Consider the following 25,624-nt stretch of genomic DNA (forward strand, 5'->3'; position numbering starts at 1 on the left):
CAACTGATCAGTAAACTGAATGGCATCTCGACACCTCGACGAAATGAGGCGCGCGATGCTGTGGTGGTTGATCGTGATCGTGATCGTGTGCGTCGGCGCGCTGCTGTACCTGCGCGCCGAACAGAACAAGCGCAACGCGCGCGAGCTCGAGGAAGCGCGGGCCGACGCGCGGGCGAGCACCGAGCGACTCGGCGGGCAGGTCTACCAGCTGACCCCGAGCAACGAAGCCGCACGTCAGGCCCTGGCCGACGCGTCCGAGCGGTACAACGCCGCAGGCAGCCAGATCGACCGCGCCGGCTCCCCCGCCCAAGCCCTGCTGGCCAAGCAGTCCGCCCTCGAGGGCCTCTACTACATTCGCGCCGCCCGCACCGCGATGGATATGGACCCAGGCCCCCCGATCCCGGCCATCGACGGCCAGGACATCGCGGGCCAGGTCGACGAGCGACGCACCATCGCCCACAACGGCCGCGCGATCACCGCCTCCCCCGCCCCCTCCGCCGCCACCCCCAACTACTTCCCCGGCGGTCGCGTGGCAGGCCGCCCCGTCCCCGCCGGTTGGTATTCCGAGCCGTGGTGGAAACCCGCGCTGATCGCCGGAGCCTGGGGTGCCGGCTCGGTCCTGCTGTTCACGACGATGTTCGCCGGCATGAGCGGGGTCGCCTACGACGCCCAGTCCTTCGAAGACGGCACCGGCGAAGCGGCCCTCGATCCCGGCACCGACCAGGGCGGGTTCGACACCGGCGGCGATTTCGGCGACAGCGGGGGTTACGACACCGGCGGAGGCTTCGACAGCGGTGGAGGTTTCGACGCCGGCGGCGGCGATTTCGGCGGCTTCTGACCCCACCCAACGGGTCCATGCCACAGCCCGCACCCCCACGCTATACTCAGCTCGGCCGACCACATCGGCCACGCCTTCGTAGCTCAGGGGATAGAGCAACCCTCTCCTAAAGGGTAGGTCGCAGGTTCGAATCCTGCCGAGGGCACCAACCAATCCGAGGCTCAGCCCGATGACCTAAAGCGCAGGTCGCACGCCCGAATCCTGCCGAGGGCACCACAGTTCGCCCGGCGCGAAGAGGGATGACGATGCCGAATCGGTCAGCGGATTTCCCTCGATTGCCCGAGCGTATGACATGGGCCGAGTTGAGCGCCCTACCCCCTGACCAGGCAGAACGAATCGAATTGGTCAAAGGACATCCGGTCTGGGTTCGTACCGATCCACCAGAGCACCAACGTTTCGCCACTCGTTTGCGAAACGCACTGGAGAACGCCGCGCGGAGCAGCATGAAGGCCCGCCCAGGCGAATGCTGGCAGGTGGACACCGAAACCAATGTCTTCCTGAGCCGTGCCAAAGACGACTTCCTGACCCCGGATTTCATGGTCTACCAATGCCCCGACGAACCATGGACCTCGATCTTCGCCGAGGACGTCGTCATCGTCGGCGAAGTGCTCTCGCCGTCCAACCACATCGGTCAAATGCTGACAAAACAAGCGCGCTACGCCGAAGCGGGGATAAGCGAGTACTGGGAGGTGCTACTCGACCGAGAAGGCCGACGCATCGACACCATCTTGACCTACGTCCTGGCGACACCCACCGACCTACCAGCGGGCGTCACACCCCTGCGGCCACGCCAATACGCCCTGGTCAGCGAGTGGTCGCCAACTGTCCATCCCGAAGTAGAGCTGAACCACCCATTCCCTCTCACACTCAGCTGGGCCGACCTCGAATACTGAGCAACTCACCCATTCTGTGGGTCACAGTTCGGCTCCTACCGCGGATTCGCCTGCGCCACATTTGCAAAGGTCAGAACGTAGGCATCGCCTCGAAGTCACTCCGTAATACGTGCCCACGCGTCTCGCACCGTGGACATCGCGGTCTCGGCGCTGACCACCAATCGAGTCTGGCCTGCCAGTTGCGCGATCCAGTCGTCCTCGTCCGGCGCTCGATCGAACAACTGCGGGGCGGGCAGCCGGTTGGTCGGGCCGTACCTGCGGTACAACGCTCCCGCAGCCTCATCGATCGCGCCGATTCCGTTCAGCGCCCACAGGTCCCATAGGTCGTGTGCTGCGCGCCGGTCATGCCATGTCGCGGTCTTCCCCGCGACAAAAGCAGGCAGCGTGGGCACGAGAAGCTCGGCCGGTGGCACATCGGTATAGCGCTGCTCGAGGTCGCGGAGTTCGGTCGGCCACACCGGTCTGCCGCGTGCCGACAGCAACTAGATTTTGACCGAGGCACCGGACGCCGAGCGGAGGTGAGAGATCAGATGGTCGCGTTGCACCTGCTCCGGTGATACGCCGAATTGAACTGCGACACTGTCGCGTTCGTCGCTTCTCATACCCCTATCCAGCTCTCCGCGCGCCGAAGCGCCGCACCCAGTCGTTGATCAGTCGCGAGTTGCGCGAGTAGCACCGGATCGCTGCGACGGTAGAGCGCCTCGATCGCCGGCTGAACCTCCACCTCAGCATTGCCCAACTCCGGCCGCCGAGCCAGATCGAGCACCGTCTGCTCCGGCGTCGTGACGAGCGCCGGACCCAGGGGCGTTTCGATGCGCTCGGCGTCGAGCGCATCGGTATCGCGGCGAACAAACCGGACTCGCGCCGGGCGATCAGTCAGTGCGATCGGCCGATGCTGGCGTGGAACGGCGACAATCGCGGTCGCCAGCGCGCGCGGCACGACTCCCAGTACGCGAGCAGCGCTGATTCCCATGACAACGGCCTGATCCGGCCCATAAATCGCGGTCGCGATACCTGCTGCGACGGCCTCCAAGTCGGGCAGCCATGGCCGACCGACATGGTCCGGCGCGACGATCACGTAATAGCCGTGAGCAACGCGATGCAGTACGCCTCGATCGACGAGCCGCGCGATTTCGGGGCGCGGTTGCGTGTAAATCTCGGCCAAGTCCTGCGGCCGAAGGGTTCGAAGGGGTGCCCGCCAGAGTTCACCTGGCAGCATGGTGCTGCGCTGCTCAGCCATCACACCTCCCGGCAAGAGTATGCATTTAGTTGGCTATTACCCAACTAAATGCATACTACTGGACTCCATAGACGGCGGAGTCGGGCTATTTCTCACAGAGTGCGTGGTCTACCAGCTCGTTGACCGTGCGCAGTTGCGCGAATCCTTTGCTCCGCGTGACATCCTCGCCGACAGCGAGGGTCGCGGACAGGGAGACCACGACGCTTCGAGTTCCGTCATCGGTCACGCCGACGTTGGTGAGGAATCCCGTCTGGCCGCCGTTGTGCATCCAATAGGTGCCGCCGCAGGACAGCGGTACCGCGAAGAGGCCGAGGCCGTAACTCGCGGCGGGCCAGACTGATTCGGTGACGCCGTCGACCGGCACTGTGGTGCGCATCTGGGCCAGCTCTGCTGGTCGGAGGAGTTTTCCGCCGAGGAGACTTCGGTAGAAGGTGCCGATGTCGGCGGTGGTGGAGAGGTAGCCGACGGAAGCGTCGATGTCCACCAGTTCGGTGACGTCGATCAGTGGACCGTCGACTTCGAATTGCTGGTAGCCGTTCGCGTGCGGTTCGGGCAGCGTCGGGGCGTTGCCGGGCCAGCGGGTGTCACGCAGTCCGAGGGGTTCGAGGATCCGTGCGGAGATCTCGTCGTGCCAGGGGCGGTTTTCCACCTGCTCGATGATCAGGCCGAGCAGGACATAGCCGACATTCGAGTACGCCCAGCCTGTACCCGGTGTGAAATCGGGTGGGTGCCGCATCGCGGCAGCCACCGTCTCGCGCGGATCGCGCACCTGATAGCGAAGCCGGTAGTAGTCCTCGGCGGTCGCCATATCGGGCGGGCTTTCGTGAATACCGCTGGTGTGCTGTAGGAGTTGCCGGATGGTGATCGTCGACCCGTCATTACCGTTGTCGTGCACCATATCCGGCAGCCATCGCTGAACGGTGTCGTCGAGTGAGAGGCGACCTTCGCCGACCAACTGCAGGACCACGGTGGCGACCAATGTCTTGGTCAGGCTTCCTATCCGGAAATAACCGTCGGCCGAAACACTGTCGAGGGCAACAGCATCCGAATGACCTGCTACCGCCGTCCGATTCGCCCCGCCACCGACCACCCTGGCCTGCACTCCCATCGTTCCCAGCGCCGCGATCGCATCGACGTCACGTTGCAGAGTGTCCACGCCCGATTCGGCTTCACATCCGCTGACCGCCGAAGCCAGCGCGAGCACCACAGCCACGATCGCGCACCGCATCGTTTCCTTTCGCACACCGGAAACCTATCGATGCCACACACCCCGCGACATCCCGCTGAGGTAGGGCGACGACTCACCCCGCGGTACCGGCTCGGCGTTGGTCGCCCGAGTCGAACACAGGGATCTGGCCATCGTGTCAGAGCTCCGGGTACTTCCATCGGCCCACCGCAGCCGGTCTGATCGTGAGAACGTGGAACTACGCACGAAAAGGAAGACACATGAATGTTCGAATTCGCTGCTTCGGCCTCGCGGTGCTGCTCGGCGCCGTTCCTGTCGTGCTGACCGCACCGAACGCGACTGCGGCGGTGACCGGAGTGAGCGTGGAACAGCCGGCCGATGGCCTGCGAACCGGCTGCTCGTACACCGTCACAGTCGGGGTCGACGCACCGGTTTCCGAAGCCGGGGAGGTGACGATCGGTATCAGTGGCGGTTCGGTGCCGGGGAACGGCAAGCAGCTCGGGGTCGCCGTGTATCACCCGGAGAACGGCACCGCGACTTTCGAGTGGATACCCGAGTACACCGGTCGTCAGAACCTGGTCGCCCAGCAGTTCAAGCCGGGGCAATACACCTCGACGGACTACATCACGGTCGAGGTCGGTGGGCGTGGTCTGAATACCGGCAGTTCCTGCTTGCCGCTCCCCTAGCGTCGCTGGGTCTCGCTCAGCGCATCACGTCGTCGACCAGTTCGGCGACGCCGTTGGAAGAGGTCGCCGCGCTCCTATCCGGCTGCCGTGGGTATCACCTGCATCAGTGTGAAATCCATAGGCAGCGTGTAGCTTTCCCTCAGTTCCAGGTCGGCTGTGGCGAACAGCTCGACATAGTGCGCAAGGGTGCGTTCCCGGCCGCCCACGTTGCAGAGCATGTGCACGTCCCAGGCCGGAGCCAGCGAGGGCGCATTGCCCTCGGGCAGTAGCCGTTCGACCACGTAGAGCTGGCCGTGCGGAGGCATGGCGGCGGCACAGGTGGCCAGGATCTGGAGACAGCGGTCGTCGTCCCAGTCGTGCAGGACGCGCGACAGCAGATAGCGGTCGCCGCCCGCCGGGACCGCCTGGGTGAAATCGCCCGGCACCAAATCGCAGCGGTCCAGGCAACCCGACCGCTCCAGCGCGGTGCGCGCGGTCACCAGGGTCGACGCACGCTCGAACAGCACTCCGCGCAGCCGTGGTTCGGCGGCCAGCACGCGAGCCAGCAGCGCGCCGTTGCCGCCCGCCACGTCGACCACGGTCCGCACTCCGGTGAGATCGATCAGGTCGGCCACCTGCTCGAAGACATTGGCGCTCGCGGCCATCGCGGCGTCGAACAACTCCGCGAGGTGCGGAGCCGCGGTGAAGTAGTCGAAGTGGTGACTACCGAAGTGGTGATCGAAGCCCGGCCGTCCGGTGCGCACCGCGTGGTCGAGATGCGCGAAGGACTGGTAGAACGCGCCGCCGTAGAGCAGCGCTAGCGGCTGCAGCGAGTGTTCGGTGTTCGCCGCGAGCAACGCGCCGCCCGCGGTGAGCTCGTAGCCCGCCCCGCTCGGGCGCACGATCGCCAGGTCGGTGAGATAGCGCAGCAGCCGGTGCAGGCTGTCGCTGTCGGCGCCGACATCGGCCGCCAGCTGCGCGACCGAACCGCCGGGGGCCGCCGCGAGCCGGTCAGCCACGCCGAGGGTAGCGGTGGCCGCGAGCGCCTGGGTGGCCCACGCGCCGGTCAGCAATCGCAGCAGGCCGGTGCGCGGATCGTCGGCCGCCTCCCAATGTGCCGAAAGAACTTGCGCGTGTTCACCTTTGAGGTGCAACTCCAGCCGCCGATATGGGCAGCCCGGTGCGTCGGTGCGGAAGTAGAGCACCGTGAGATTCTCGTGGCCGTTGTAACCGCCTCCGTCACAGCACATTTCGGCGCGTTGGGTCAACAGGGCGCACAGCCCAGCGATGTCGACCTCGTCGTCGGTGGTCACGGCCAAGCCGAGATGTTGCTCGTGATCGACGACGCGCTCGGCCTCGGCGAGCTCGGCGATGTCGGACTCCGAGGTCGGCAGTACTGCGAAAAGTTCGATATCGCACTGCTTTCCGTCCGCGCTACACACCGGAGCACGCACGATCCGCACGTCCAATCGATGCGCGGGCCGCCGATGTCGCTGGGCGAGCCGGTGCCGGACCACCACGCTCGGCGTCGCCGCTCCAGCGGCGAGACCGCGCTCACGCAAGGCCGCCGAGAGCTCGGCCAGCTCCCCGGGGAAGATCAGCGCCGCCGTATGCGAGAACTGGCAGCGTTGCGCCACCGCGTCGCGCTCACCGGCGGTGAGCGTGGGCAACACGGCGGCCAGCACACTGGCGGTGTCGTGTGCGCGCACGAAATCCACCGCCGCGTCGATGCGGGCGAGATCGGTGGCGATCATCCGATCCGGTACCGCCATTGAGCGAATCACGCTTGTTCCCTTCCAGATTCAGAGGCCGACGTAGCTTTCCGCGAAATGGTGCCGATGGTGGGCCGAGGTGGTGAGGCTGTGCAGCCGGGCCCGGCGCAGCACACGCTGGTACTCGGCTTCCGGATCGTTCGGTGCGGGCGGATGCAGGAGCTCGATCATCCAGTGCGAGAACTCCTGGGCCTGCCGGATCAGCGGCAGACAGCGCTGCGAGTAATGTCGCAGCTCGGTCTCGTCCCCGGTGTGTACGGCGGCCCCGAGCGCGGGCGCGAGGATGCCCGCTTCCACGATCGCGAGATTCGCGCCCTTGGCCGCGGACGGGCTGATCGAGGTGGCGGCGTCCCCCACCAGGAACAGGCGGCCGTACTGGATCGGGTCCAGGATCTCCGAGCGCAGCCGGACCAGGCTGCGCTCGATGATCGGCCCGCGCGGCGGTGCGCCGTAGCGCTCGGCCTGCAAACGCTCGTCCAGTTCGTGCCAGATCCGCTGCTCGTCCCAGTCCCGCACATCGATGCCGGGGTCGCACTGCAGGTAGTAGCGGGTGATGTCGGGGCTACGCGGCATCTGCCCGGCGAATCCGGCGGCGTGCACACCATAGATGACGCTGTCCGAGGTCGACGGCGCGCGGGCGAGCAGGGCCAGCCAGGTGATCGCGTGGTCGCGCACCGCGGGTGCGACCGGCAGGGCCGTCCGGGCGATGCCGCGAGCGCCGTCGCAGCCCGCGATATAGCGGGCCGAGCATCGCTGTTCGCGGCCGTCGGCGGCGCGCAGCCGCGCCCACGGTCGCGCACTGTCCAGATCACCGACGGCCAGCACCGTGGTGTCGAACAGGATCTGCCCGCCGCGGCGCTCCAACTCGGCGATCAGGTCGGTCACCAGCAACTGCTGCGGGTAGACAGTGTGCACGCCGCCGCTACCCAGTTCGCGATAGCACAGGTCCAACCGGCCTGCCGCACTGCGGAATTCGCAGCGATCGTGCTCGCGACCCACTCGCGCGAGCCCCTGGTCGAGACCGTGCTCGCGCAACAGGGCCACACTGCGCGGGCTCAGAAACCCGGCCCTGGCCCGCTGCTGGACGTGCTCCCGGCCGCGCCGTTCCACGACCACGCATTCGACGCCCGCGGCGCACAGCAGATTGGCCAGGACCAAGCCAGCGGGACCTGCCCCGAGCACGAGTACCGCACTGTCGGAAATGTCTGCTGGCTCAGGCACGGGCTCAACTTAGAGGACCCGGCACCTACTTCCGTGCAACATTGAATCGGTGCGTTTCCTCGACCCGCGCCTTGTCTCTTGTGCGACCGGTTTTCAGTTGGCCATCGCACTCATCAGCAGACTCTCGCTCAGCGCACCACGTCGTAGACCAGTTTGGCGACACCGTTGGAATAGGTCGCCGAATCACGCAGTCGCAATTGCTGTGCGGGTCGGTCGGCGCGGCCGAACAGGCTCTTGCCCGCGCCGAGCAGCACCGGGAACACGAGCAGGTTGTATCGGTCGATCAGGTCCGCATCCGAAAGGTGCTGTGCCAGTTCGGCGCTGCCGTGGATGTAGATGGGGCCGCCGTCGGTCTGCTTGAGCTTCTCGATATCCGCGGTCGAGCGCAGGATGGTGATCTCGCCCCAGCCCTCGATCAGCGCATCGTCGGTGAGGGACGAGGAGACAACATATTTGGGCAGTTCCTTGTACGCGGCGTGATCCTCGGAATCGCGCCAGATCGGGGCGAACGCCTCGTAGCTGCGGCGGCCGAACATCAGCGCGGTGGTGTCGGCGAGTTCCTCGCCCTTGAGCGAGAACGCCTCCGGCACGAACTCGGTCTCCATCACCCACCCGCCACTGCGATGCCCCTCGACCTTCCCACCGGGCGAGTCCACCACACCGTCGAGCGACATGAACCCCGTGTAGACCAGTTCGCGTGCCATCACAATCCTCCTGAATACGAGCGTCGGTAGCTGCGTGCGAGCAGCCTAGGGAACACTCGCCGGACTGTATCGGAGGAAACCGACACAGATTCGAGACGAAGGCATCGGCGTAGTAACTACCACGCGATCGTCGCAGGAAGCGGTGGGCGCGGAGCGAGTCCGGCAGCGCCGTATCAGCGCTGGCGCCAGCTCAGGGGGCCTGGAAGGTCGACGCTGTTCTTGCGGGTGCGGGAATTCCAGGACCAGGGGCCGATTTTGATGCCCCAGGACGACAGGCCCGACTGGGTGAAGTTGAACTTCAGCGGACCGAAGGACTTGCGCTGGCGGAACTTGATGGGCATGGCGACCTCCCTGAATCACCACCAGGATAGCCGATACGTTTATATCCCACCGGTTTCCGCAGGTCGGCGGTAGCCATCGCAGGCTCGACTATTCGGTCGCGCGGCGCTCGGATCGGGTGCGGGCCCGGTCGTGGGCTTCGCGCAGCAACGCGCGGACCGTCGACTCGGTCGCGGTCGCCGGATTGATCACCGCGAGCCAGTTGGCGGCGGCGTAGACGGGATGGGCGACGACAGTGTCCTCGATACTCGCGTCGGTCGGGGCCGCCGCGTCGGCGAAGGTCGTCTTGCTCACGGCGATATTGACGCGGAAACTGCCGGGGCGGTTCAGGTCGGAGGTCTCGTCGCCGGGGTAGTCCTTGGTCACGATGGTGGCGAAGGGCTGACCGGCGGGGACCACGCCGTTGGGGGCGTAGTAGAAGAAGGAGTCGCCCCAGCTGATCTCGGGAGCTTCACTTCCCTCGGTCGGTCGCAGCACCAGCACTCCGCCGAGGCCGGTCACATACTCGGTGATTTCCTCGATCGTCATCGTTCGAGCGTCTCATTCGAGGACCGAACACTTCAACCGAGCTGAGCCGTCAGCGAACGCCGACCAGTTCCCGCGCACCCAACGTGGCCACGGCTTCGCGGGCCGCCGAATCCGGGGCCACCGTGTACACCACGAGCAGCTGGTCCGCGTCGCCCGGCAAAGCCAATGTCTCGTAGGCGAATTCGATCCGGCCCACCACCGGGTGCTGGATCAGCCGGTGACCGTGCGCAGTGTCCGCCGTGGTGTAGATCGTCCAGATTCGGTGGAACACCGGGTTGGCGGCGGTGAGTTCGTCGATGAGCGAGGTCAGTCGGCGATCGCGCGGGCAGCGGGCCACCTGGCGGCGCAGGTACGCGGCGGTCTCCGCGGCGACAGGTTCCCAGTCGGGATAGAAGACGCCCGCCTCGGGGTTCGACACCGTGAACCTGGCCAGATTGCGTTCGGGTTCGGTGACCGCCTCGAATCCGAACACCTTGTCGCCCATGCCGTTCCACGCGAGCACTTCCATGTGGCGCCCGAGCACGAACGCGGGCGTGCTGATCGAGTCGAGCAGCAGCCGGGTGCCGGAGCGAACCAGCGGGGCGTAGTTGTAGTCGGGGTCGGCGGGACGGACCAGCGTGTAGAAGTGGTCGCGCTCGGCGGCATCCAGACGTAGCGCGCGGGCAACCGCGTCGAGCACCGAATCGGGGAAATCCTGATCTCGCTCCCGCTCCAACCGGGTGTAGTAATCCACACTCATTCCGGCCAGCCGCGCCACGTCCTCACGGCGCAATCCGACCATCCTGCGGCGACCGTATTCGCTCAGTCCGACGGCGGCCGGTGAGATGCGGGCGCGCCGGGTGCGAAGGAATTCGCCGAGAGCGGGTGACGACATGGCAGCCAGCGTAGAAGGTAGCGGCCGATACCCGTGCATCGCACCTTGCGAAGGAATTCGTTCAGCCGATTAACGAGCTGCGTAGTGGCGGCGAAATACCAGGTACGACACGTTCGAGGGAGGACGTCCATGTTGATCCGATCCACACTCATTGTGCTGTCCGGGGCCGCGCTCGTCGCCGGTTCCCTGGCCACGGGACCGGCCGCGGCGCAATCGCGACTCGGCGATTACACGCCGGTCGACCCCGTCGCGTACCAGGTTTCCGAACCCGAATACGCGGGCAGCGTCTTCTTCACGACCCCCGACGGACGGCACTGCGCCATCTACTGGAACAACGGCCCGGCCGGGTGTGACGCGGTCCCGATCGACGCGCCCGCGGGCACCGATCAGCTCCGGGTCGCAATCCTCGAGGCGGCGCACTTCGTCGACGCCGACCGCCCGATCTTCACCCACCCGGGCGCGAAGACGCTGCCCGAAGGGCACCGGATCACCCGGGAGAACACCACCTGCGGCATCGGCTATCAGGGCACGGTGAGCTGCGAGGTCGGCGAGCACGGCTTCACTCTGTCGGCCACCTACAGTGTGCTGCGCTGATTGTGAAGGTGCCCAATGCCGGTGCGAGGGTGCTGTCTGCCGTGGCCGCCGCGTCGTAGAGTCTAGGTATGCCGGACGCCGAGATGACCGAATTGGTGCAGCGCAGCGTCGAGGAGTCGCTGCTCGGCGGGCCCAGGAAATACACGCGTACCCAGGTGGCCGAGCAGTCGGGAGTGCCGGAGGGGGAATCGCGGCGGCTGTGGACAGCGATGGGATTTCCGGCCAACGCGGACGACCAGCTCGACTTCACGCAGATGGATATCACGGCGGTCACCAACTTTCGGAACATGAAAGTGGTGTACGCGTCCAATATTCGGCAGCAGGCCGCTGCCGCGCGGACGATCGGCCAGGGCATGGCGCGGCTGGCCGAGTGGCAGGCCGACCTGGTGCTGGCCGAGATCAAGGCGCGCACCGCAGCGGCCGATCCCGCGATTCCGCTGGCGGACAGGGTCAGTGCCGCGACGGAATCCACCATGGCGAGCATCGAACAGTTGCAGACGTATGTGTGGCGCAGGCACCTGGCGGCCGCGGTCGCCAGGTCGACCGAGACGCTGGGCGAGGATTCGATGCGGACACTGGCGGTGGGATTCGCCGATATGGTCGGCTTCACCAGACTCACCAGGCACCTGCACCCCGACGAATTGTCCACGCTGCTCGAAGCTTTCGAATCGACCACCACCTCGGCGATCACCGACAACGGTGGCTGGGTCATCAAGAACGTCGGTGACGAGGTGATGTTCGCCGCCGAGACAGCGACCGCCGCAGCCCGCATCTCACTGGCCATCCAGGAATCGACCATGCTCGTCGGCGGCACGCCGGAACTGCGCGTGGCGTTCGCCTACGGCGAGGTACTGCAACGCTTCGGCGACCTCTACGGCTCGGTGGTCAATATCGCCGCCCGCCTCACCGGCGTCGCCCGACCGGGCAACATCCTCATCGACGACGCCGCCGCCTCGGCACTCGACGACAGCCCCGAGTTCGCCATCCGCCACTTGCGCAGCGTTCGCGTTCGCGGTTTCAACCGCCTGCGCCCCCACCGCCTACGGCAGGCATGATCGCGGTAGGGGGCCCGACTCCGCCCGCTGACCAGTCTTCGAGCGGGGTCACCACACCATTGCCTAGGGTGTCGTAGTGGACTTGGATTGGCGCGGCGTGCGCGAGGACTACACGGTGTTCGCCGATGACGCGGTGCTCGCGTTGAACAAGCCATCGGGGATCTCGGTGACCGGGGAGCGACACGACACCGATCTGGTGGAGTTGGCGCGGGTCGCGGGGACGCAGCTGTATCCGGTGCACCGAATCGACAAGGTGACCTCGGGACTGGTGCTGCTGGCGACCGACCTGGCCGCGCACGGGCCGCTGACCAGGCAGTTCAACAATCAGACCGCGCGTAAGGCGTATCTGGCGATCGTGGCGGGCGCCGGTCTGCCCGATCACGGGGAGCTCGATCTGCCGTTGAGCGTGGGGCGCAAGAATCGGGTGCGGATCGCGGCGCCACGCGAGGCGATCCAGCGCGAGGCCGACCGGTGGTTCGTCGACGAGGCGGATCTGCTGCCCGCGAAGAACTATCCGTCACAGACCTTGTTCAGCACGGTCGCCCGGCGCGGCGAGCACGCGCTGCTCGCCCTACGGCCGGTGACCGGGCGTCGCCATCAGATTCGCGTGCAGCTGGCCTGGATCGGCCACCCCATCCTCGGTGACCCGCTGTTCGACCGCACCGCCGCGCTGCCCCGCACCCACCTGCACTCGTGGAAACTCGGCCTCGCCGCCGACTGGCTGACGCCACCGGTCCTCGACCTCGAGGCCACTCCCGGCCCGGACTTCTGGGAGCCGGTGACGTGCGACCCCGACGAGGCCGCACGACTACTCGACACCGCGCGCCGGCTCGTCGTGAGCTGACTTCGATCGGCGACGACCGGGAGCTACTGCACGAGTCGCCAGTCGCTGTCACCCGCGTTGCGGGCGGTCACCTCGATCGTCCCCGAGTCGCCGTTCGTGTCGAGCGCCGTACAGGTGAAGGTGCTGCCGACCTCGACGATCTTCAGACCCTGCCCGCAGTTCACCGTCACCGGAAAGCCCACCTGGCTCGCGACATCGGTGGTGAGTCCGTTCGCGGTCGCGGCGAGGTCGAACACGACATCGCGGGTCGTGAACTTCACCGCGCCCTCGTCGTTTTCGACCGTCACGTCGACACGCACGTCGTTGTCGGCGAGGTCGGCGATGCAGACGAAGGTGTCGCCGGCCTTCGGATCGTCGGCCAGCCGTGGGCATTTGACCGAGGAGACCTTGCGCGACATCGACGCGTAGGCGTTGTCGAGCTCAGTGGTGATGTTCTTCTCCAGCGCCCCGTAGTCGGGGCCGCCGATCGAGATCGACGCATTGCACCCGAACAGGGCGAGCGTCACCGGAATCGACAAGGCACCCAGTACAACCCGGGTGCGGGGACGATGCACAGCATCAGTGTTGGCCACATAGATCAAGTTACGCAAGATCGCGTCGCGAACCTACCGGAATGCGCACACAAGTTTCCACCAGCACATCGGTTCGCGCAGCACGGCGGAACCGACGGATCCGCCAGCGTGAAAAGTGACACAGACCACTGAATAGGTTTTCGCTGGTGGTACGGCTCATGAAGACGAGAAAAGCCAGGTCATCTAGCCTGGAGGGGTGCCGATGACCCATACCGGCGCACTCTGACGCAACGGAGCGATCCCGGAGAAGAAAGCGACTGCCGATGATCCTGGCGGCCCAACTCAGCGACACCCACTTCGACCTCAGCGCACGCAACACCGAACGGGTGGAGGCGGTGATGGGCTATCTGGCGGACCTGCCGCACCGGCCCGACGTCATCCTCGTGACCGGCGACATCACCGATTCCGGTACGCCGGAGCAGTACGCCCAGGCCCGCCAGGCCCTGCTCGGCGGCGGCAGCAGCGACATCCCCGTGTACCTGCTGCCCGGCAACCACGACGACCGCGCGAACTTCCGGACCGGGCTGCTGGGCGAGCCGGCCGCGACGACGCCTGTCAACAGCGTGTACCGCGTCGGCGCGCTCACCGTCATCATGCTCGACTCGAGCATCCCGGGTGAGCCCGCGGGCCTGCTGGGCGAGGACACCTTCGACTGGCTGCGCGCGACGCTCGCCGAAGCTGGCGACGGACCCGTCCTGATCGCTCTGCATCATCCGCCCAAGCGCGTCCACAGTCCCGTGGTCGATGTCATCGCACTCACCGATCCCAGCCGATTGGCCGCCGTCGTGGCGGGCGATCCACGCATCGTCGGCATCCTCACCGGCCACGCCCACGCCGCCATCGCGACGACCTTCGCGGGCAAACCGATGATCACCTGCCCCAGTACCGCCTCCGTCCTCGGCGGTGAATGGGAGCTGACCTTGCCACACCGCGTCATGGACTACGCGCCCGATCCGGCGATCGCACTGCACATCATCGACGAGAACTTCGGTCTCACAACATATTTCCGAACGGTCGCGATGGGCGGCTGGCTCTCGGAGCCCCCACCCGCCTGACCACGGTGTCGGCTAGCTCGCGGCTGCCCGGAGCAACTCCATCGTCCGGGTGACGACCGGGTTGCGGGACTCGGAGTCCTTGATGTGCGCGCAGATCGTGCGCTGCGGCGTCGGGTTGGCCAGCGCGAGCGCACGAGAACCGGGCGGGAGTTCCGTGGCGCCCAGGCGCGGGATGACGGTGATGCCGATACCGCGCGCCACGAATCGCAGCGCCGACGGGAAGTCGGTCGTCTCCACCACGAAGCGGGGAGTGAAACCCGCTGCGGCGCAGGCGTTCAGCATCGCCTGTCGACAGGGGCCGTGACTGGTGTCGCTGTCGATCCAGCGGTATCGCTCGAGTTCGGCGACGTCGACGGTGGTGCGTGCCGCGAGTTCGTGGTCGGCGGGGACCACGGCCACATAAGGCTCGGTCATCAGGTCGTGATGGGTGTAGCCGACGACCTGCGCCGGCTTGTCCAAGCGCACCGTGAGCGCGATATCGGGTCGGTTGTCCGAGGCCGCGGCCAGCTCGTCGACGATGCGAAGGCGAATCCTGGTGTCGGGGAATTCATTTGTGAGGGTGGCGACCACATCGGGCATCCAGTTGGTGCCCGCCGAGCTGAACGAGTTGATCGTGATCCGGGTGGCCTTGCCCGCGCGCAGGTCCGACACCGTCGACCCGAGCGCGGTCAGTTCGTCGAGCACCTTGGCGGCCTCCGCCGCGATCACCCGTCCCGCCGGGGTCGGCACCACGCCGCGACCCACCCGTTCCAGCAGTCGCAAGCCGGTCTCACGCTGGAGCGCGGTGAGGTGCTGGGAGATCGCCGACGGCGAGTAGCCCAGCGTCGACGCCGCGGCGGCCACCGAACCGGTGGCGACCACGGATCGGAAGATCATCAAGCGATGGGTGTCGATCATGCGGTTTCCTCGATTCAGTTCTACTGAATATTAGATGGCAAATACCCGCTTGTGCTTACCACTTCACCGGTCCACCGTAGAGGCATGAAGTCACGCCTGCCCGCTCTCGCCCTGGTCGCTGTGATGCTGGCCTGGGCATCGTCGTTCGTGATCATCCGCGCCATCGCGCCCTACGTCTCACCCGCCGCGATGGCATCCGGTCGGCTGCTGGTCGGCGCTGTGGTGCTGGTGCTGGTGCTGGCGTTTCGCGGCGGTGCGATGCCGCGCGGCACCGCGCTGTGGCTCACGATGGCCTACGGCGCGCTGTGGTTCGGGCTCTACACGGTGCTGGTGAACGCCGCCGAACAGCATCTCGACGCGGGCACCACCGCGCTCCTGGTGAATATCGCGCCCATCGTGGTTGCGGTGCTGGCCGGAGCGTTTCTCGACGAAGGCTTCCCGCCGCTACTCCTCGTCGGCATCGCGGTGAGCTTCGCCGGCGCCGCGATCATCGCGTTCACCGGACCGGGACAGCGCGACCGCGTCGGTGTGCTGCTCGCGGTCGCGGCCGCCCTGCTCTACGGCATCAGCGTGGTGGCGCAGAAACTGGTGCTGCGGTCCACCGACCCGCTCACCGCCACCGCCCTCGGCGCTGTCGCCGGAGCCGTCGTCCTGCTGCCGTGGGCACCGACCATGGCGGGCGAACTGGCCGAGGCGCCGCTTTCCGCCACCATCGGCGTCGTCTACCTCGGCCTGGTCTCGACCGCCCTCGCCTTCCTGCTCTGGGCCTACGCCCTCGCAAACACCCCCGCGGGGGTTACCGCGTCCGCCAGTTACGCCGTGCCCGCCCTCGCCATCGTCATGTCCTGGCTCTTCCTCGCGGAGGTCCCCACCCCCACCGCGCTCCTGGGCGGCGCGCTGTGCCTGACCGGCGTCGCGATCGCGCGCTTGCGACCGAGCATGTTCCAGCGACGCCCACGGACCGCCGCCCGGCACCGGGACGACGCTGCCCCGGCGCTCCGGTAGCCGACACGCCCCCACACGATCTCCACATCAGCACCACGCCCGCACACCCGACCCCCTGGCAGACTGGACACGTGAGACACAAGCCCGTTGGTCTGCCGAGCGGTCCCCTGCGCCCGATCGAACTGGCGAGCGGCGCGGTGATGGCCGGACTCACCGTCGGCCTGATCACCGTCGGTTCACTCGTTCCCATGGCGGCCGCGTTGCAGCTCGTCGCGGCAGTCCCGTTGGGCCTGCTCGCCCAGCGGTATCGACTGCGCGCACTGGTCACCGCCACTATCGCGGCCACCCTGGTCACCTTCGTCGCCGCGGGCGTGATGCCCGCGCTCGGCGTGCTCGGCGCGGCCACCCTCGCGGGAATCATCGGAACGGTGAAGCGCCGAGGTGGCGGATTCCCGACGGTGTTCGCGCTCGGAGTCGTCGCCGGCGTCGGCTGGGGTCTGTTCTCCGTCGGCAGTCTGCTGGTCTTCGCCCGAACCAGGGACCTGTTCTTCGACGCGATCAGCAATACCGCGAAGGGCATCGAGAATCTGGCGGGCCGGGCGTCCGCGCTGGAACCGCTCGGCCGACTGGCCGCCGAGACCGTCGACGTGGTGCTGCGCTGGTGGTGGATCTACATCGGCGCCACGGTGGCGCTCGGAGTCCTGGTGAGCACGGTGATCTCCTGGTACGTGCTCGGGGCGGTACTCGATCGTCTCGCCTGGCTACCCGGCAGCGATCGACTCGACGCGCCGCTCGACGATCGGCCGGTGGGGCCGCTGCCGGTCGTTCTGCACGGGGTCGGGTATCGGTACGAGGGCGCCGATGTCGACGCGCTGGCCGACATCGACCTCAGCATTCGTCCGGGCGAGTTCGTCGCCGTCGTCGGCCACAACGGGTCCGGCAAGTCGACCCTGACCCGGGTGCTGGCGGGCAGGCCGCCGACAACGGGTGCGGTGGACCGTCCTGGTTCGGCGGGCCTGGGCGCGATCGGCGGCACGGCGCTGGTCCTGCAACGACCCGAGAGCCAGACACTCGGCGTCTCGGTCGCCGACGACGTGGTGTGGGGACTGTCGGCGGAATCGGCGGCCGAAGTGGACGTCGACGCGCTACTCGCCGAGGTCGGCCTCGGCGAGATGGGCGCCCGCGAAACCGCCACCCTGTCCGGCGGCCAGCAACAGCGCCTCGCCGTGGCCGCCGCGCTCGCCCGCCGCCCGGCGCTGCTCATCGCCGACGAAGCCACCTCGATGATCGACCCCGACGGTCGCCGTGAACTCGTCGCGCTGCTGGCCGAACTCCCGCGCACGCACGGCACCGCCGTGGTGCTGGTGACCCACCACGAAGCCGACGCCACCGCCGCCGACCGGGTGATCCACCTCGCCCGCGGCCGCATGGTCGACCACCTCGCGAGCTGGCCGCACCCGGCCCGCGACCAGCGCCGCAGGCCGATGGGCGCCCCCGTCCTCGAACTCGCAGACGTGCGCCACACCTACAACCGGGGTACCCCGTGGGAGGCGCCCGCACTGCACGGTATCGATCTGTCGGTCCTCCAGGGAGAGGCGCTGCTGATCGTCGGCGGCAACGGGTCGGGCAAGTCGACCCTCGCCTGGATCATCGCGGGACTGATCGCGCCCAGCTCGGGACGCTGCGAACTGCGCGGCACCGCGGTCGACAAGCAGGTCGGCGGGGTGGCCCTGGCCTTCCAGCATTCCCGGTTGCAACTACAGAAGCAGACGGTCGGCGCCGAGATCGCCGACTGGGGTGGGCGGGCGACCGGCTCGGGCGCGGTCGGGCAGGCGCTGGACGCGGTGGGCCTGGACCGCCGCCTCGCCGCCCGTTCGGTGGAGGAGCTCAGCGGCGGGCAGGCCAAGCGGGTGGTGCTCGCCGCCATGGTGGCGAGTCGGCCGCAGGTGGTCGTCCTCGACGAACCGCTGGCGGGCCTGGATCCACAGGGTCGCGCCGAGATCGTGGAACTGCTTGCCCGGCTGCGTGATTCAGGACTGACGTTGATCATCATCTCCCACGACGTCGCCGAGATGGCGATGGTCTGCGACCGCACGGTGCACCTGGACGACGGCGTGGTGGTCTCGGCCGACGGCCACGCGATCCCGAGAACCGAACGCGCACACGATAAGCCCGCCTTCGTGGCCGGCCTGCCCCTCGGCCGTCACGGCGACGAAGGCGCGACGGCACACACCAGCGCACCGAAAGGCACGACCCCATGAGCACAGTGCTGCTGCGTGAAGTACCGGTCGACAGCGTGGTGCACCGCCTGTGGGCGGGCACGAAGATGATCGCCGCGTTCGGAATCAGCCTGCTGCTGATGTTCCTGCCGTCCTGGCCGGTCCTCGGCGTGATCACGGCCTTTCTGGTGTTGATCTGGGTGCTCGCGCGGTTACCGCTCGGCGCGATCCCCCGACCGCCCTGGTGGTTCTGGGGACTCGTCGTGCTCGGCGGTCTGATCAACGCGCCGATCGGGATGAAGGCCGTGCTCGGCTACGCGCAGATCTTCGTCTTCGGGCTGGTCCTGGTGGCCGCCTCGTTCCTGATCGCCTTCACCACGCCGATGGGCGAGATCGCCCCCGCTCTCGCGAAGCTCGGTGCGCCGCTGCGCAAGTTGCGCCTGCCGGTCGACGAATGGGCCGTGGTCGTCGCGCTCACCCTGCGCGGATTGCCGCTGCTGTTCGACGAGATCCGGGTACTGCGCGCCGCGCGCAAGCTGCGCCCCAAGGACAACCTGATGCACCGCGCCGCCGACAACCCGCTCATCGACATCCTCACCGCGTGTATGGCGGTGTCGTCGCGGCGCGCGGGCGAACTCGGCGAGGCGATCACCGCGCGCGGCGGCACCGGCATGCTGACTGCGCATCCGAGCGCGCCACACCGACGCGACGCCATCGCCCTCGGGTTCGTGGTCGCGGTCTGCGCCGGCTCCGTGGCACTGAGCACCGTCATCGGCTGAGCACCGTCATCGGCTGAGCGCAATACCCCGAATCCACTGCCCCCGAACCCTTCTGCACGCTATGGTTCGTCACGGAAATTCGAGCTGGGCAGCGTTACGCGCCGGTCATGAGCAATTTCAAGGGGAAAGTCACTACCACGGCGCTTGTTCGAGCACTCACACCTGATGGATCAGATGGGAACTGTTCACATGATCATCCGCAACATTGCCGCGGTCGCTGTTCCGGTGCTCGCGGCAGCACTGGTGGGAACCGGAGTCGCCGGGGCGGACTCGGTGACACCGAATGTCGGGTACCACACCGAACTCGTCGGCAACACTGTCATCACCACACTCACGCACGGCACCTTCGCGATCACCGGCGGTGCCGTCGACATCCGCGACGAGGCGGGCGCGACCTTGGTCTCACTGCCATTGTCAGTCCGTGACGGCAACCTCGAATACCCGCTGCCGCACACGGTTCACGAAGGCGGCAAGGTGCTCGAGCTGACAGCGGTCAAGGACGTCGCGGCTGCCGTACCCAACCTGAAACCCGTCGCCTCACCTGCGGAAAACTATGCGGCGCAGTCGAATTTCGCCGCTACCTTCGCTCTTGCCAGCGCCGTCGGCAGCTTCATCGGCATGGCCATCGGAGCAACCATCGGTTTCATCGTCGGCCTGCCCGCGGGCTTGGTCGGCGCGATTCCCGGCCTCGTCACCGGCGCCTCCGTCGGCGGCATCATCGGCACACTCGTCGTCGGTGGACCCGCGCTGATCATCGCCGGCCTGGATCTGATCAACACCCTCCAGGCACCCGCAGGCACCACACAGTGGGCAGAGCAGACCAAATAGTCTGCGCCACAGTTCGATTCCACCGTCGCACCGACGCCTACACTGGCGTCGGTGCGACAAGGAAACGGACTCGACATCCCCGATAACCTCGGCGATCTGTGCGCGCCCGACCGAATGGCGCTGATCGTCTACGACATGCAGGTCGGGGTTCTCGGTCAGCTGCCCGACGGCCAGGAGATCACCGAACGCGTTGTACGGGTGGTCGAAGCCGCCCGCCGCGGCGGCTATCCGGTGATCTTCCTGCGGCACTTCTTCCCACCGCGTCGCCTGACCGGCGTATACGGGATGCGGCTGCTGATGAGCTGGCAGAACGCCGAATCAATCGACGACGTCGCCTTCATCCTGCAACGCGATACCCCGTCGTTCGAGCTGGTACCCGAACTGGTCCCGCGCGACGACGAGTTGGTCTTCGACAAGATGTCGATGTCGGCCTTCGAGGGCACACCCCTGGCCACCCTGCTGCGCGATCTGCGCATCGGTTCCTACGCCATCGCCGGCGTCGCACTCGAGATCGGCATCGCGCCCACCGTGACCCACTCCACCGATCTGGGTTTCGTCCCCGTGGTCATCAGCGACGCCTGCGGCGGCCGCGACAAGGAAGCGATAGCGCGCGCTTACGACGACATAGCGTTCCAGGGCAATGCGCTCGTCACCGATGTCGACACGATCTCCGGCCTGATGGCCGAGAACCGATAGCACCCCGGCGAACTCCCAGCGCTGGTTCCCCAGCACCGGGTTTTCGGCCGCCTCGGATCCGAGGGGCGAGGCGTAACGCCGAAGGCGCAGTATCGCCCCTCGGATTCGAGGCAATCAGGGCCGAAAACCCCGCGGCGCCAGCCGCCAAAAAAGAACTCAATCCCGGATGGCGTTCTTCGCCGCGGCCTGGGCGGAGTCGACCTGGCCGCTGTATTTGCCGCCGGTCTTCTCGTCGACCACGTCGCCTGCCTTGTCGATGACGCTGTCGACCTTGTCCGCATGTTGGGCGGCCAGGTCCATCGCCTTGCCCGCCAGGTTCTTGAAATCCACCGCGTACTCCTCGTTGATTCGGCACCGGGTACAACGCGATTACCGTAGCAACACCGCAGCTTTCGCGGTTGGCATCATCGTGGCGAGCTCGTCACACCGTCCCACACGGGATGCCAGAGCCGTCCGGTGTCGGTCCACGACTGGAACCGGACGGTGCCGGTGAGTTCGGGAGTCACCCATTGCGCGTCGTGGCGTTCTTCGGCGGTCATCTCGTTGATGAACGGGGAGGTCTCGCGCCGCAGTCCGTGCAGTGCGGCGGCGATCCGCCGCGACTGATCGTCGCCGAATCCGGTACCCACCCGGCCGACGTAGACGAGGCCGTCCGCGTGCGGTATGCCGAGCAACAGCGACTTGAACGGCCGTTTCTCGCTGCGCCGCCAGCCACCGACCACCATCTCGCGTGAGCGCCAGTTGCGCTGTTTGAGCCAGGTCTGGCTGCGTTTGCCCGGCTGGTACACCGATTCCCGCCGCTTGGCCACCACCCCTTCCTGGCCCTGTTCGCGACTGAGTTCCATCGCCTCGGCCCCCGAACCATCGAGCAGCGCGGTGACATTCATCGACGGCGACAACCTGCCCAGCGCCTCGAGCACGGCACGGCGGTCGGCGTACTTCTTGCGCAGCAGCGAGGTGCCGTCGAGGTAGAGCACGTCGAAGGCGACGAATACCGCGCGGGCCGAATCCGCTTGCAGCGCGGAGATATCCGAGAGTCCGGCATCGTCGAGGACCACTGCTTCGCCGTCCAGCACCACCTGGTGTCCCGCCAGGTCCTCACCGAGGGCGGCCAAGCGCGGATATCGGGCGGTCACGGTGTTGCCCGCGCGGCTACGGACGGTGACGGTGCCGTCGTGGATCTCGACGATCACCCGGAAGCCGTCCCATTTGGTTTCGAAAGCCCAGTCCGCGGAGGGCAGCGATTCGACCTCGCCCGCGGTGGCCAGCATGGGCGACAGCCCGCGGGGAAATCCGCTGTCCATCGCGGGTTCTCGACGGGACTGGTCGCGCATGTAGTGCATCAGCCATTGGTCGCCCTTGGTCTGGATGAAGGCGTAGCGGCCCGACGCCCGCGCGCCGTCGAGCTCGACGATCACCTCGTCGGAGCGCCATTTCTCGGTGACATAGGTGCCCGAATCCCAGATCGTCATCTCACCGGCACCGTATTCGCCCTGGGGAATGGTGCCGTGGAAGTCCAGGTATTCGAGGGGGTGATCCTCGGTGCGCACCGCGAGCCGATTGTGCTTCGGCTCGGTCGGCGGGCCCTTCGGCACCGCCCACGAGGCCAGGACGCCGTCGTGCTCGAGCCGCACATCCCAGTGCAGGCGGCGGGCGTGATGCTCCTGGATGACAAACCGGTTGCCGGGGCCTGGCTCGGGGGTCGCTTCCGGGACGGGCTCGGGGGTTCGCCGCGGGTCGCGCATGCTGCGGTACTTGGTGAGGGAATCGCGCGTGGGCCGACCGGTCTCGGAGGCCGCGGGAAGTGGTGGATCGAGTTCGGCCAGCAGGTCGCCGTCGGCTTTCCAGCGCGCGAGCACCTCATCGAAGCGCAACTGGCGCAGGGTGTCCGAGTCTTCGATCTCGGCCCAGGCGCGTGGGGCGGCGGCATGCGGTTCGGCGCGACCACGCAGCGAGTAGGGCGCGATGGTGGTCTTGGCGGCGTTGTTCTGGCTCCAGTCCAGGAAGACTTTTCCCTTGCGGGCCGACTTCGCCATGGTCGCCGTGACCAGATCCGGGTGCAGCGCTTCGAGATTGGTGGCCACCTGTTTGGCGACAGTGGACGCGCCACGCGAACTCACCGGCCGCTCCAGCGGCACGTAGACGTGAATACCCTTGCTGCCACTGGTCACCGGGAAGGCCCGCATGCCGATGCCCGCGACCATGTCGCGAACGGCGAGCGCCACCCGCGCGCAGTCCGCCAGACCCGCGCCGGGGCCTGGGTCGAGATCGAAGACGATCCTGGTGGCCGGGCCGCGCTCGTCGGCGTCGAAACGCCATTGCGGCACATGGATTTCCAGGGCCGCCTGCTGTGCGAGCCAGGCCATCCCGGCCTCGGAGTCGATCAGCGGGTACACCACCCGGCGGCTGGAATGCTCGATCGCGGACCGGTGGATCCACGCTGGTGCGTGCTCGGGCAGGTTCTTCTCGAAGAAATCGGCATGGTCGACCCCGTTCGGCCACCGCTTCCGGGTAACCGGACGGCCGACGAGATGCGGAAGCGCAGCCTCGGTGATCGCCGAATAGTAGGCGATCACCTCGCCTTTCGTAGTGCCGGTCCGCGGGTACAGGACCTTGTCGAGGTTGCTGAGCTCAACCTCGATATCCGGTTCACCCGGCGCCCCCCGAAATTCCCGGCGGACCATCGACGCGATCCGGCCGCGGGGACCGTCTACCGGCCCCCACGCGCCGAATCAGGCCTTGGGTCCCGGATCTGTCGGAGCGGGGCCGCCGGGGGCAGTGCCGGGGCCTGCCTGCGGGGGCACGACCTTCTTGGCCGCGTCCTTGCCCTTCTCGATCTTGTCGGTGTACTTGCCCTTGGTTTTGTCGTCGATGAAGGTGCCGGCCTTGTCGACCGCCTCATTGATCTTGTCGGCGTTCTGTTCGACCGCTACCTTGCCCTTACCGAGCAGGCCCTTCAAGGTATCCACGAGACTCATCTGTCGATGCTCCTTTCGAGAGGAGGGTCACTCCACATTTTCCCACCACGAATCGCGTGGCGGAAGGTCATTCGGAACCACCCTCTGGCCCGGCTTGGGCACTACCACGGGAGTACCCCGGTCGGCGGCCGCCGACACCAGGCGTCGGACAGGTTCGGACCAGCCGTGGAAGGCCAGGTTGAAGGTGGCCCAGTGGATCGGGACCAGCAGGCCGTGGCCCGCGTCGCCGAGGCACAGGTCGGCGTGGGCCTGGACCGCCTCTTCGGGATTCATGTGCACATCGGTCCAGCGCTCGTCGTAGGCGCCGATGGGCAGCAGCGTGAGATCGAAGGGTCCGAGCACCGCCCCGGCCTGGGAGAACGCCTTCGTGTAGCCGGTGTCGCCGCCGAAGTAGACCCGCTTGGTCGGGCCCGACAGCGCCCACGACGCCCACAGCGTGGTGTTGCGCACGAGCCCGCGCCCCGAGAAGTGCCTGGCCTCGGCGCAGGTGATGGTGAGGCCGCGGTCGTCGGTGTCGCGACCGAGCGAGACCGAGCCACCCCAGTCGAGCTCGATGATGCGGTACTCGGGCACACCCCACTGCCGCAGATGCGCGCCGATGCCGGTGGGCACGACGAACGGCGCGAGCTGGGTGCGGACGAGTTCGTCGACGGTTGGCTTGTCGAGGTGGTCGTAGTGATCGTGGGAGATGATCACCGCGTCGACCTGCGGCACCTGCGACAGCTCGCCGGGAACCGGATGCAGCCGGGCCGGGCCGACCACCGGGGACGGAGAGACCCGCTCGCTCCACACCGGGTCGGCCAGCACCCGGTAACCGTCGAGTTCCACCAGGGCGCTGGCATGCCCGTACCAGGTCACCGCAAGTTCGGCGGCCTGCTCGGGAACCGAGGGGGTGACCAGCGGGACCGGGTTGGTCGGGCGACCGACACGACCCTTGGTGAGCCCGGACCAGACCAGCGACGGCGCGGCGCCCGCGGCGAGCATCGAGGCCGGCTCGGTGTTGTGGAAACGACCGTCGCGGTAGGAGGACTTGCCGATCGCGGTCGGCGCGATCGCCGACGGGCCCGCGCCGATCGAGGTGGGCACGCCCCACACCGCGCGCGCCATCCAGGCGAGACCGAAGGTGCTCGCCACCGAACCTGCCAGCCGGGTGATCCGCATCAGCGACCCACGAACTTCGCCGGGCGCTTCTCCTGCCGGGCCAGACGGCCCTCTTTCGCGTCGTCGCTGCTCCACGCGGCTGCCAGCGCGGCCTGCTGCTGCACGCTCGCCGGGTCGCCGGTGCCGTCGTCGTTGAGCATCAGTTTCATGGCCTGCAACGACAGCGGAGCCAGGGCGGCGATGGACTTGGCCCAGTCCTTGGCATCGGCGAGGGTGCCGAGCTTGTTGGCGAAGCCGTAGGCGTAAGCGTCTGCGGCGGAGACGGATTCGGCGCCGAGCAGGATCGTGCGGGCCGGGCCGCCGCCGATCAGGGCCGCCAGCCGGGAGACCGTCCAGCGGTCGACCGAGATACCCAGCTTGGCCGCCGGTACCGCGATGTAGGCGTCGGGCTCGATCACCCGCAGGTCCGAGGCCAGCGCCAGCTGCACCCCCGCGCCGAGCGCGCCACCGTTGATCGCCGAGATCACCGGAACCGGAACGGATTCGATGGTGTGCAACATGTCGAGCAGACCGCTCAGGAACGACTCGGAGTAGACGCCCGTCAGGTCGGCGCCCGCGCTGAAGATCGGGCCGCGGCCGGTGAGCACGATGGCGCGCGCGCCCTGAGTCACCGCGTCGAGTACCGCGGTGCGCAGTTGCCCGACCAGGTCCTCGTTGAGCGCGTTGCGCCGTTCCTCACGTTGCAATTCGATGGTGATCACATCACCATCGCGGGTCACGCCGAGCATGCGTCCTCCCCAG

28 protein-coding genes and 1 tRNA gene are annotated in these 25,624 nt (G+C 67.4%); 13 read left to right on the plus strand and 16 right to left on the minus strand.

What is annotated here, in order from left to right; all coding sequences use genetic code 11:
- Positions 1-55: 55 nt before the first annotated feature.
- The 3 genes from NA12_RS09230 to NA12_RS09240 all read left to right on the plus strand — a co-directional run bounded on the left by NA12_RS09230 (position 56) and on the right by NA12_RS09240 (position 1,731).
- The gene (locus tag NA12_RS09230; RefSeq protein WP_067448444.1) at positions 56-838 is read left to right on the plus strand and encodes a hypothetical protein; all 783 of its coding nucleotides are present in this window, start codon (positions 56-58) and stop codon (positions 836-838) included.
- Between the two features lie 72 nt (positions 839-910).
- Positions 911-986: transfer RNA gene (locus tag NA12_RS09235), tRNA-Arg, on the plus strand.
- Positions 987-1,125: 139 nt separating this feature from the next.
- Positions 1,126-1,731 (plus strand): Uma2 family endonuclease, encoded by a 606-nt coding sequence (locus NA12_RS09240; protein ID WP_067448348.1) that lies wholly within the window; start codon positions 1,126-1,128, stop codon positions 1,729-1,731.
- 95 nt (positions 1,732-1,826) lie between these two features.
- Here the strand turns inward: NA12_RS09240 and NA12_RS09245 are convergent, their stop codons facing one another.
- From NA12_RS09245 to NA12_RS09255, 3 genes are all read right to left on the minus strand, one after another.
- Positions 1,827-2,213 carry a nucleotidyl transferase AbiEii/AbiGii toxin family protein gene (locus tag NA12_RS09245; protein ID WP_307188342.1) on the minus strand — a complete coding sequence of 129 codons (387 nt, stop codon included), beginning with the start codon at positions 2,211-2,213 and terminating at the stop codon, positions 1,827-1,829.
- Between the two features lie 116 nt (positions 2,214-2,329).
- Positions 2,330-2,971, minus strand: coding sequence for a type IV toxin-antitoxin system AbiEi family antitoxin domain-containing protein (locus NA12_RS09250; protein ID WP_067448350.1), 642 nt, complete (start codon positions 2,969-2,971; stop codon positions 2,330-2,332).
- An 85-nt stretch (positions 2,972-3,056) separates the two neighbouring features.
- Positions 3,057-4,214, minus strand: coding sequence for a serine hydrolase domain-containing protein (locus NA12_RS09255; protein ID WP_207905652.1), 1,158 nt, complete (start codon positions 4,212-4,214; stop codon positions 3,057-3,059).
- 203 nt (positions 4,215-4,417) lie between these two features.
- On the opposite strand from NA12_RS09255, the gene NA12_RS09260 reads away from it, so the two are divergent.
- On the plus strand, positions 4,418-4,843 hold the full coding sequence (locus NA12_RS09260; RefSeq protein ID WP_067448354.1) for a hypothetical protein: 426 nt from the start codon (positions 4,418-4,420) through the stop codon (positions 4,841-4,843).
- A 74-nt stretch (positions 4,844-4,917) separates the two neighbouring features.
- Here NA12_RS09260 and NA12_RS09265 read toward each other — a convergent pair whose 3' ends face one another.
- The 6 genes from NA12_RS09265 to NA12_RS09285 all read right to left on the minus strand — a co-directional run bounded on the left by NA12_RS09265 (position 4,918) and on the right by NA12_RS09285 (position 10,260).
- On the minus strand, positions 4,918-6,606 hold the full coding sequence (locus NA12_RS09265; protein WP_207905651.1) for a methyltransferase: 1,689 nt from the start codon (positions 6,604-6,606) through the stop codon (positions 4,918-4,920).
- 18 nt (positions 6,607-6,624) lie between these two features.
- Entirely contained in the window at positions 6,625-7,815 is a 1,191-nt protein-coding gene (locus NA12_RS09270) for a 4-hydroxybenzoate 3-monooxygenase (protein WP_243655038.1), read from the minus strand.
- Between the two features lie 128 nt (positions 7,816-7,943).
- Positions 7,944-8,519: a dihydrofolate reductase family protein gene (locus tag NA12_RS09275; protein WP_067448356.1), complete on the minus strand. Its 576-nt coding sequence runs from the start codon at positions 8,517-8,519 to the stop codon at positions 7,944-7,946.
- Positions 8,520-8,692: 173 nt separating this feature from the next.
- Positions 8,693-8,860: a DUF4236 domain-containing protein gene (locus NA12_RS33035; RefSeq protein ID WP_084472559.1), complete on the minus strand. Its 168-nt coding sequence runs from the start codon at positions 8,858-8,860 to the stop codon at positions 8,693-8,695.
- 88 nt (positions 8,861-8,948) lie between these two features.
- Complete coding sequence (locus NA12_RS09280) at positions 8,949-9,386, minus strand: DUF6194 family protein (RefSeq protein WP_067448358.1); 438 nt, start codon at positions 9,384-9,386, stop codon at positions 8,949-8,951.
- Positions 9,387-9,435: 49 nt separating this feature from the next.
- Positions 9,436-10,260 carry a helix-turn-helix transcriptional regulator gene (locus NA12_RS09285; RefSeq protein WP_067448360.1) on the minus strand — a complete coding sequence of 275 codons (825 nt, stop codon included), beginning with the start codon at positions 10,258-10,260 and terminating at the stop codon, positions 9,436-9,438.
- A 129-nt stretch (positions 10,261-10,389) separates the two neighbouring features.
- On the opposite strand from NA12_RS09285, the gene NA12_RS09290 reads away from it, so the two are divergent.
- The 3 genes from NA12_RS09290 to NA12_RS09300 all read left to right on the plus strand — a co-directional run bounded on the left by NA12_RS09290 (position 10,390) and on the right by NA12_RS09300 (position 12,753).
- Complete coding sequence (locus tag NA12_RS09290; protein ID WP_067448362.1) at positions 10,390-10,854, plus strand: hypothetical protein; 465 nt, start codon at positions 10,390-10,392, stop codon at positions 10,852-10,854.
- Positions 10,855-10,922: 68 nt separating this feature from the next.
- Positions 10,923-11,909, plus strand: a complete 987-nt coding sequence (locus NA12_RS09295; protein WP_067448364.1) for an adenylate/guanylate cyclase domain-containing protein — start codon at positions 10,923-10,925, stop codon at positions 11,907-11,909.
- 76 nt (positions 11,910-11,985) lie between these two features.
- Complete coding sequence (locus NA12_RS09300) at positions 11,986-12,753, plus strand: RluA family pseudouridine synthase (protein ID WP_067448366.1); 768 nt, start codon at positions 11,986-11,988, stop codon at positions 12,751-12,753.
- Positions 12,754-12,776: 23 nt separating this feature from the next.
- Here NA12_RS09300 and NA12_RS09305 read toward each other — a convergent pair whose 3' ends face one another.
- Positions 12,777-13,325 carry a DUF4333 domain-containing protein gene (locus NA12_RS09305; RefSeq protein ID WP_243655037.1) on the minus strand — a complete coding sequence of 183 codons (549 nt, stop codon included), beginning with the start codon at positions 13,323-13,325 and terminating at the stop codon, positions 12,777-12,779.
- A 263-nt stretch (positions 13,326-13,588) separates the two neighbouring features.
- Here NA12_RS09305 and NA12_RS09310 point away from each other — a divergent pair, with 263 nt between their 5' ends.
- On the plus strand, positions 13,589-14,380 hold the full coding sequence (locus tag NA12_RS09310; RefSeq protein WP_067448368.1) for a phosphodiesterase: 792 nt from the start codon (positions 13,589-13,591) through the stop codon (positions 14,378-14,380).
- 12 nt (positions 14,381-14,392) lie between these two features.
- Here NA12_RS09310 and NA12_RS09315 read toward each other — a convergent pair whose 3' ends face one another.
- A complete protein-coding gene (locus NA12_RS09315; protein ID WP_067448370.1) occupies positions 14,393-15,277 on the minus strand; it encodes a LysR family transcriptional regulator in 885 nt (294 codons plus the stop codon).
- Between the two features lie 84 nt (positions 15,278-15,361).
- Between NA12_RS09315 and NA12_RS09320 the strand changes: the two genes are divergently transcribed.
- From NA12_RS09320 to NA12_RS09340, 5 genes are all read left to right on the plus strand, one after another.
- Complete coding sequence (locus NA12_RS09320) at positions 15,362-16,282, plus strand: DMT family transporter (protein ID WP_084472561.1); 921 nt, start codon at positions 15,362-15,364, stop codon at positions 16,280-16,282.
- Positions 16,283-16,422: 140 nt separating this feature from the next.
- Positions 16,423-18,483, plus strand: a complete 2,061-nt coding sequence (locus tag NA12_RS09325) for an ABC transporter ATP-binding protein (protein ID WP_084472563.1) — start codon at positions 16,423-16,425, stop codon at positions 18,481-18,483.
- Positions 18,480-19,220 carry an energy-coupling factor transporter transmembrane component T family protein gene (locus NA12_RS09330; protein WP_067448374.1) on the plus strand — a complete coding sequence of 247 codons (741 nt, stop codon included), beginning with the start codon at positions 18,480-18,482 and terminating at the stop codon, positions 19,218-19,220. The genes NA12_RS09325 and NA12_RS09330 overlap by 4 nt, the downstream gene beginning before the upstream one ends.
- 174 nt (positions 19,221-19,394) lie before the next feature.
- Entirely contained in the window at positions 19,395-20,048 is a 654-nt protein-coding gene (locus NA12_RS09335; RefSeq protein ID WP_243655036.1) for a DUF8020 domain-containing protein, read from the plus strand.
- A gap of 51 nt (positions 20,049-20,099) precedes the next feature.
- Positions 20,100-20,744, plus strand: coding sequence for a cysteine hydrolase family protein (locus NA12_RS09340; protein ID WP_067448376.1), 645 nt, complete (start codon positions 20,100-20,102; stop codon positions 20,742-20,744).
- Between the two features lie 156 nt (positions 20,745-20,900).
- Here the strand turns inward: NA12_RS09340 and NA12_RS33040 are convergent, their stop codons facing one another.
- From NA12_RS33040 to NA12_RS09360, 5 genes are all read right to left on the minus strand, one after another.
- Positions 20,901-21,074: an antitoxin gene (locus tag NA12_RS33040; RefSeq protein WP_174551062.1), complete on the minus strand. Its 174-nt coding sequence runs from the start codon at positions 21,072-21,074 to the stop codon at positions 20,901-20,903.
- A gap of 74 nt (positions 21,075-21,148) precedes the next feature.
- Entirely contained in the window at positions 21,149-23,428 is a 2,280-nt protein-coding gene (locus NA12_RS09345; protein WP_067448378.1) for an ATP-dependent DNA ligase, read from the minus strand.
- A 48-nt stretch (positions 23,429-23,476) separates the two neighbouring features.
- The gene (locus tag NA12_RS09350) at positions 23,477-23,722 is read right to left on the minus strand and encodes an antitoxin (RefSeq protein WP_067448380.1); all 246 of its coding nucleotides are present in this window, start codon (positions 23,720-23,722) and stop codon (positions 23,477-23,479) included.
- A 27-nt stretch (positions 23,723-23,749) separates the two neighbouring features.
- The gene (locus NA12_RS09355) at positions 23,750-24,883 is read right to left on the minus strand and encodes an MBL fold metallo-hydrolase (protein ID WP_067448382.1); all 1,134 of its coding nucleotides are present in this window, start codon (positions 24,881-24,883) and stop codon (positions 23,750-23,752) included.
- Positions 24,883-25,611, minus strand: coding sequence for an enoyl-CoA hydratase (locus NA12_RS09360; RefSeq protein WP_067448384.1), 729 nt, complete (start codon positions 25,609-25,611; stop codon positions 24,883-24,885). The genes NA12_RS09355 and NA12_RS09360 overlap by 1 nt, the downstream gene beginning before the upstream one ends.
- Between the last annotated feature and the right edge of the window lie 13 nt (positions 25,612-25,624).

It is taken from the genome of Nocardia alba NBRC 108234 (assembly GCF_001612665.1).
GTDB classification, from domain to species: Bacteria; Actinomycetota; Actinomycetes; order Mycobacteriales; family Mycobacteriaceae; genus Nocardia; species Nocardia alba.

Excerpts from the sequence above, each read along its gene's own strand:
- NA12_RS09345 (WP_067448378.1), bottom strand. The coding sequence starts at position 23,428 with ATGGTCCGCCGGGAATTTCGGGGGGCGCCGGGTGAACCGGATATCGAG.
- NA12_RS09335 (WP_243655036.1), top strand. The coding sequence starts at position 19,395 with ATGGGAACTGTTCACATGATCATCCGCAACATTGCCGCGGTCGCTGTT.
- NA12_RS09240 (WP_067448348.1), top strand. The coding sequence starts at position 1,126 with ATGACATGGGCCGAGTTGAGCGCCCTACCCCCTGACCAGGCAGAACGA.
- NA12_RS09325 (WP_084472563.1), top strand. The coding sequence starts at position 16,423 with ATGGCCGGACTCACCGTCGGCCTGATCACCGTCGGTTCACTCGTTCCC.
- NA12_RS09285 (WP_067448360.1), bottom strand. The coding sequence starts at position 10,260 with ATGTCGTCACCCGCTCTCGGCGAATTCCTTCGCACCCGGCGCGCCCGC.
- NA12_RS09360 (WP_067448384.1), bottom strand. The coding sequence starts at position 25,611 with ATGCTCGGCGTGACCCGCGATGGTGATGTGATCACCATCGAATTGCAA.
- NA12_RS09250 (WP_067448350.1), bottom strand. The coding sequence starts at position 2,971 with ATGGCTGAGCAGCGCAGCACCATGCTGCCAGGTGAACTCTGGCGGGCA.
- NA12_RS09355 (WP_067448382.1), bottom strand. The coding sequence starts at position 24,883 with ATGCGGATCACCCGGCTGGCAGGTTCGGTGGCGAGCACCTTCGGTCTC.
- NA12_RS09320 (WP_084472561.1), top strand. The coding sequence starts at position 15,362 with ATGAAGTCACGCCTGCCCGCTCTCGCCCTGGTCGCTGTGATGCTGGCC.
- NA12_RS09275 (WP_067448356.1), bottom strand. The coding sequence starts at position 8,519 with ATGGCACGCGAACTGGTCTACACGGGGTTCATGTCGCTCGACGGTGTG.
- NA12_RS09260 (WP_067448354.1), top strand. The coding sequence starts at position 4,418 with ATGAATGTTCGAATTCGCTGCTTCGGCCTCGCGGTGCTGCTCGGCGCC.
- NA12_RS09315 (WP_067448370.1), bottom strand. The coding sequence starts at position 15,277 with ATGATCGACACCCATCGCTTGATGATCTTCCGATCCGTGGTCGCCACC.
- NA12_RS09230 (WP_067448444.1), top strand. The coding sequence starts at position 56 with ATGCTGTGGTGGTTGATCGTGATCGTGATCGTGTGCGTCGGCGCGCTG.
- NA12_RS09290 (WP_067448362.1), top strand. The coding sequence starts at position 10,390 with ATGTTGATCCGATCCACACTCATTGTGCTGTCCGGGGCCGCGCTCGTC.
- NA12_RS09280 (WP_067448358.1), bottom strand. The coding sequence starts at position 9,386 with ATGACGATCGAGGAAATCACCGAGTATGTGACCGGCCTCGGCGGAGTG.
- NA12_RS09310 (WP_067448368.1), top strand. The coding sequence starts at position 13,589 with ATGATCCTGGCGGCCCAACTCAGCGACACCCACTTCGACCTCAGCGCA.
- NA12_RS09295 (WP_067448364.1), top strand. The coding sequence starts at position 10,923 with ATGCCGGACGCCGAGATGACCGAATTGGTGCAGCGCAGCGTCGAGGAG.
- NA12_RS09350 (WP_067448380.1), bottom strand. The coding sequence starts at position 23,722 with ATGAGTCTCGTGGATACCTTGAAGGGCCTGCTCGGTAAGGGCAAGGTA.
- NA12_RS33035 (WP_084472559.1), bottom strand. The coding sequence starts at position 8,860 with ATGCCCATCAAGTTCCGCCAGCGCAAGTCCTTCGGTCCGCTGAAGTTC.
- NA12_RS09330 (WP_067448374.1), top strand. The coding sequence starts at position 18,480 with ATGAGCACAGTGCTGCTGCGTGAAGTACCGGTCGACAGCGTGGTGCAC.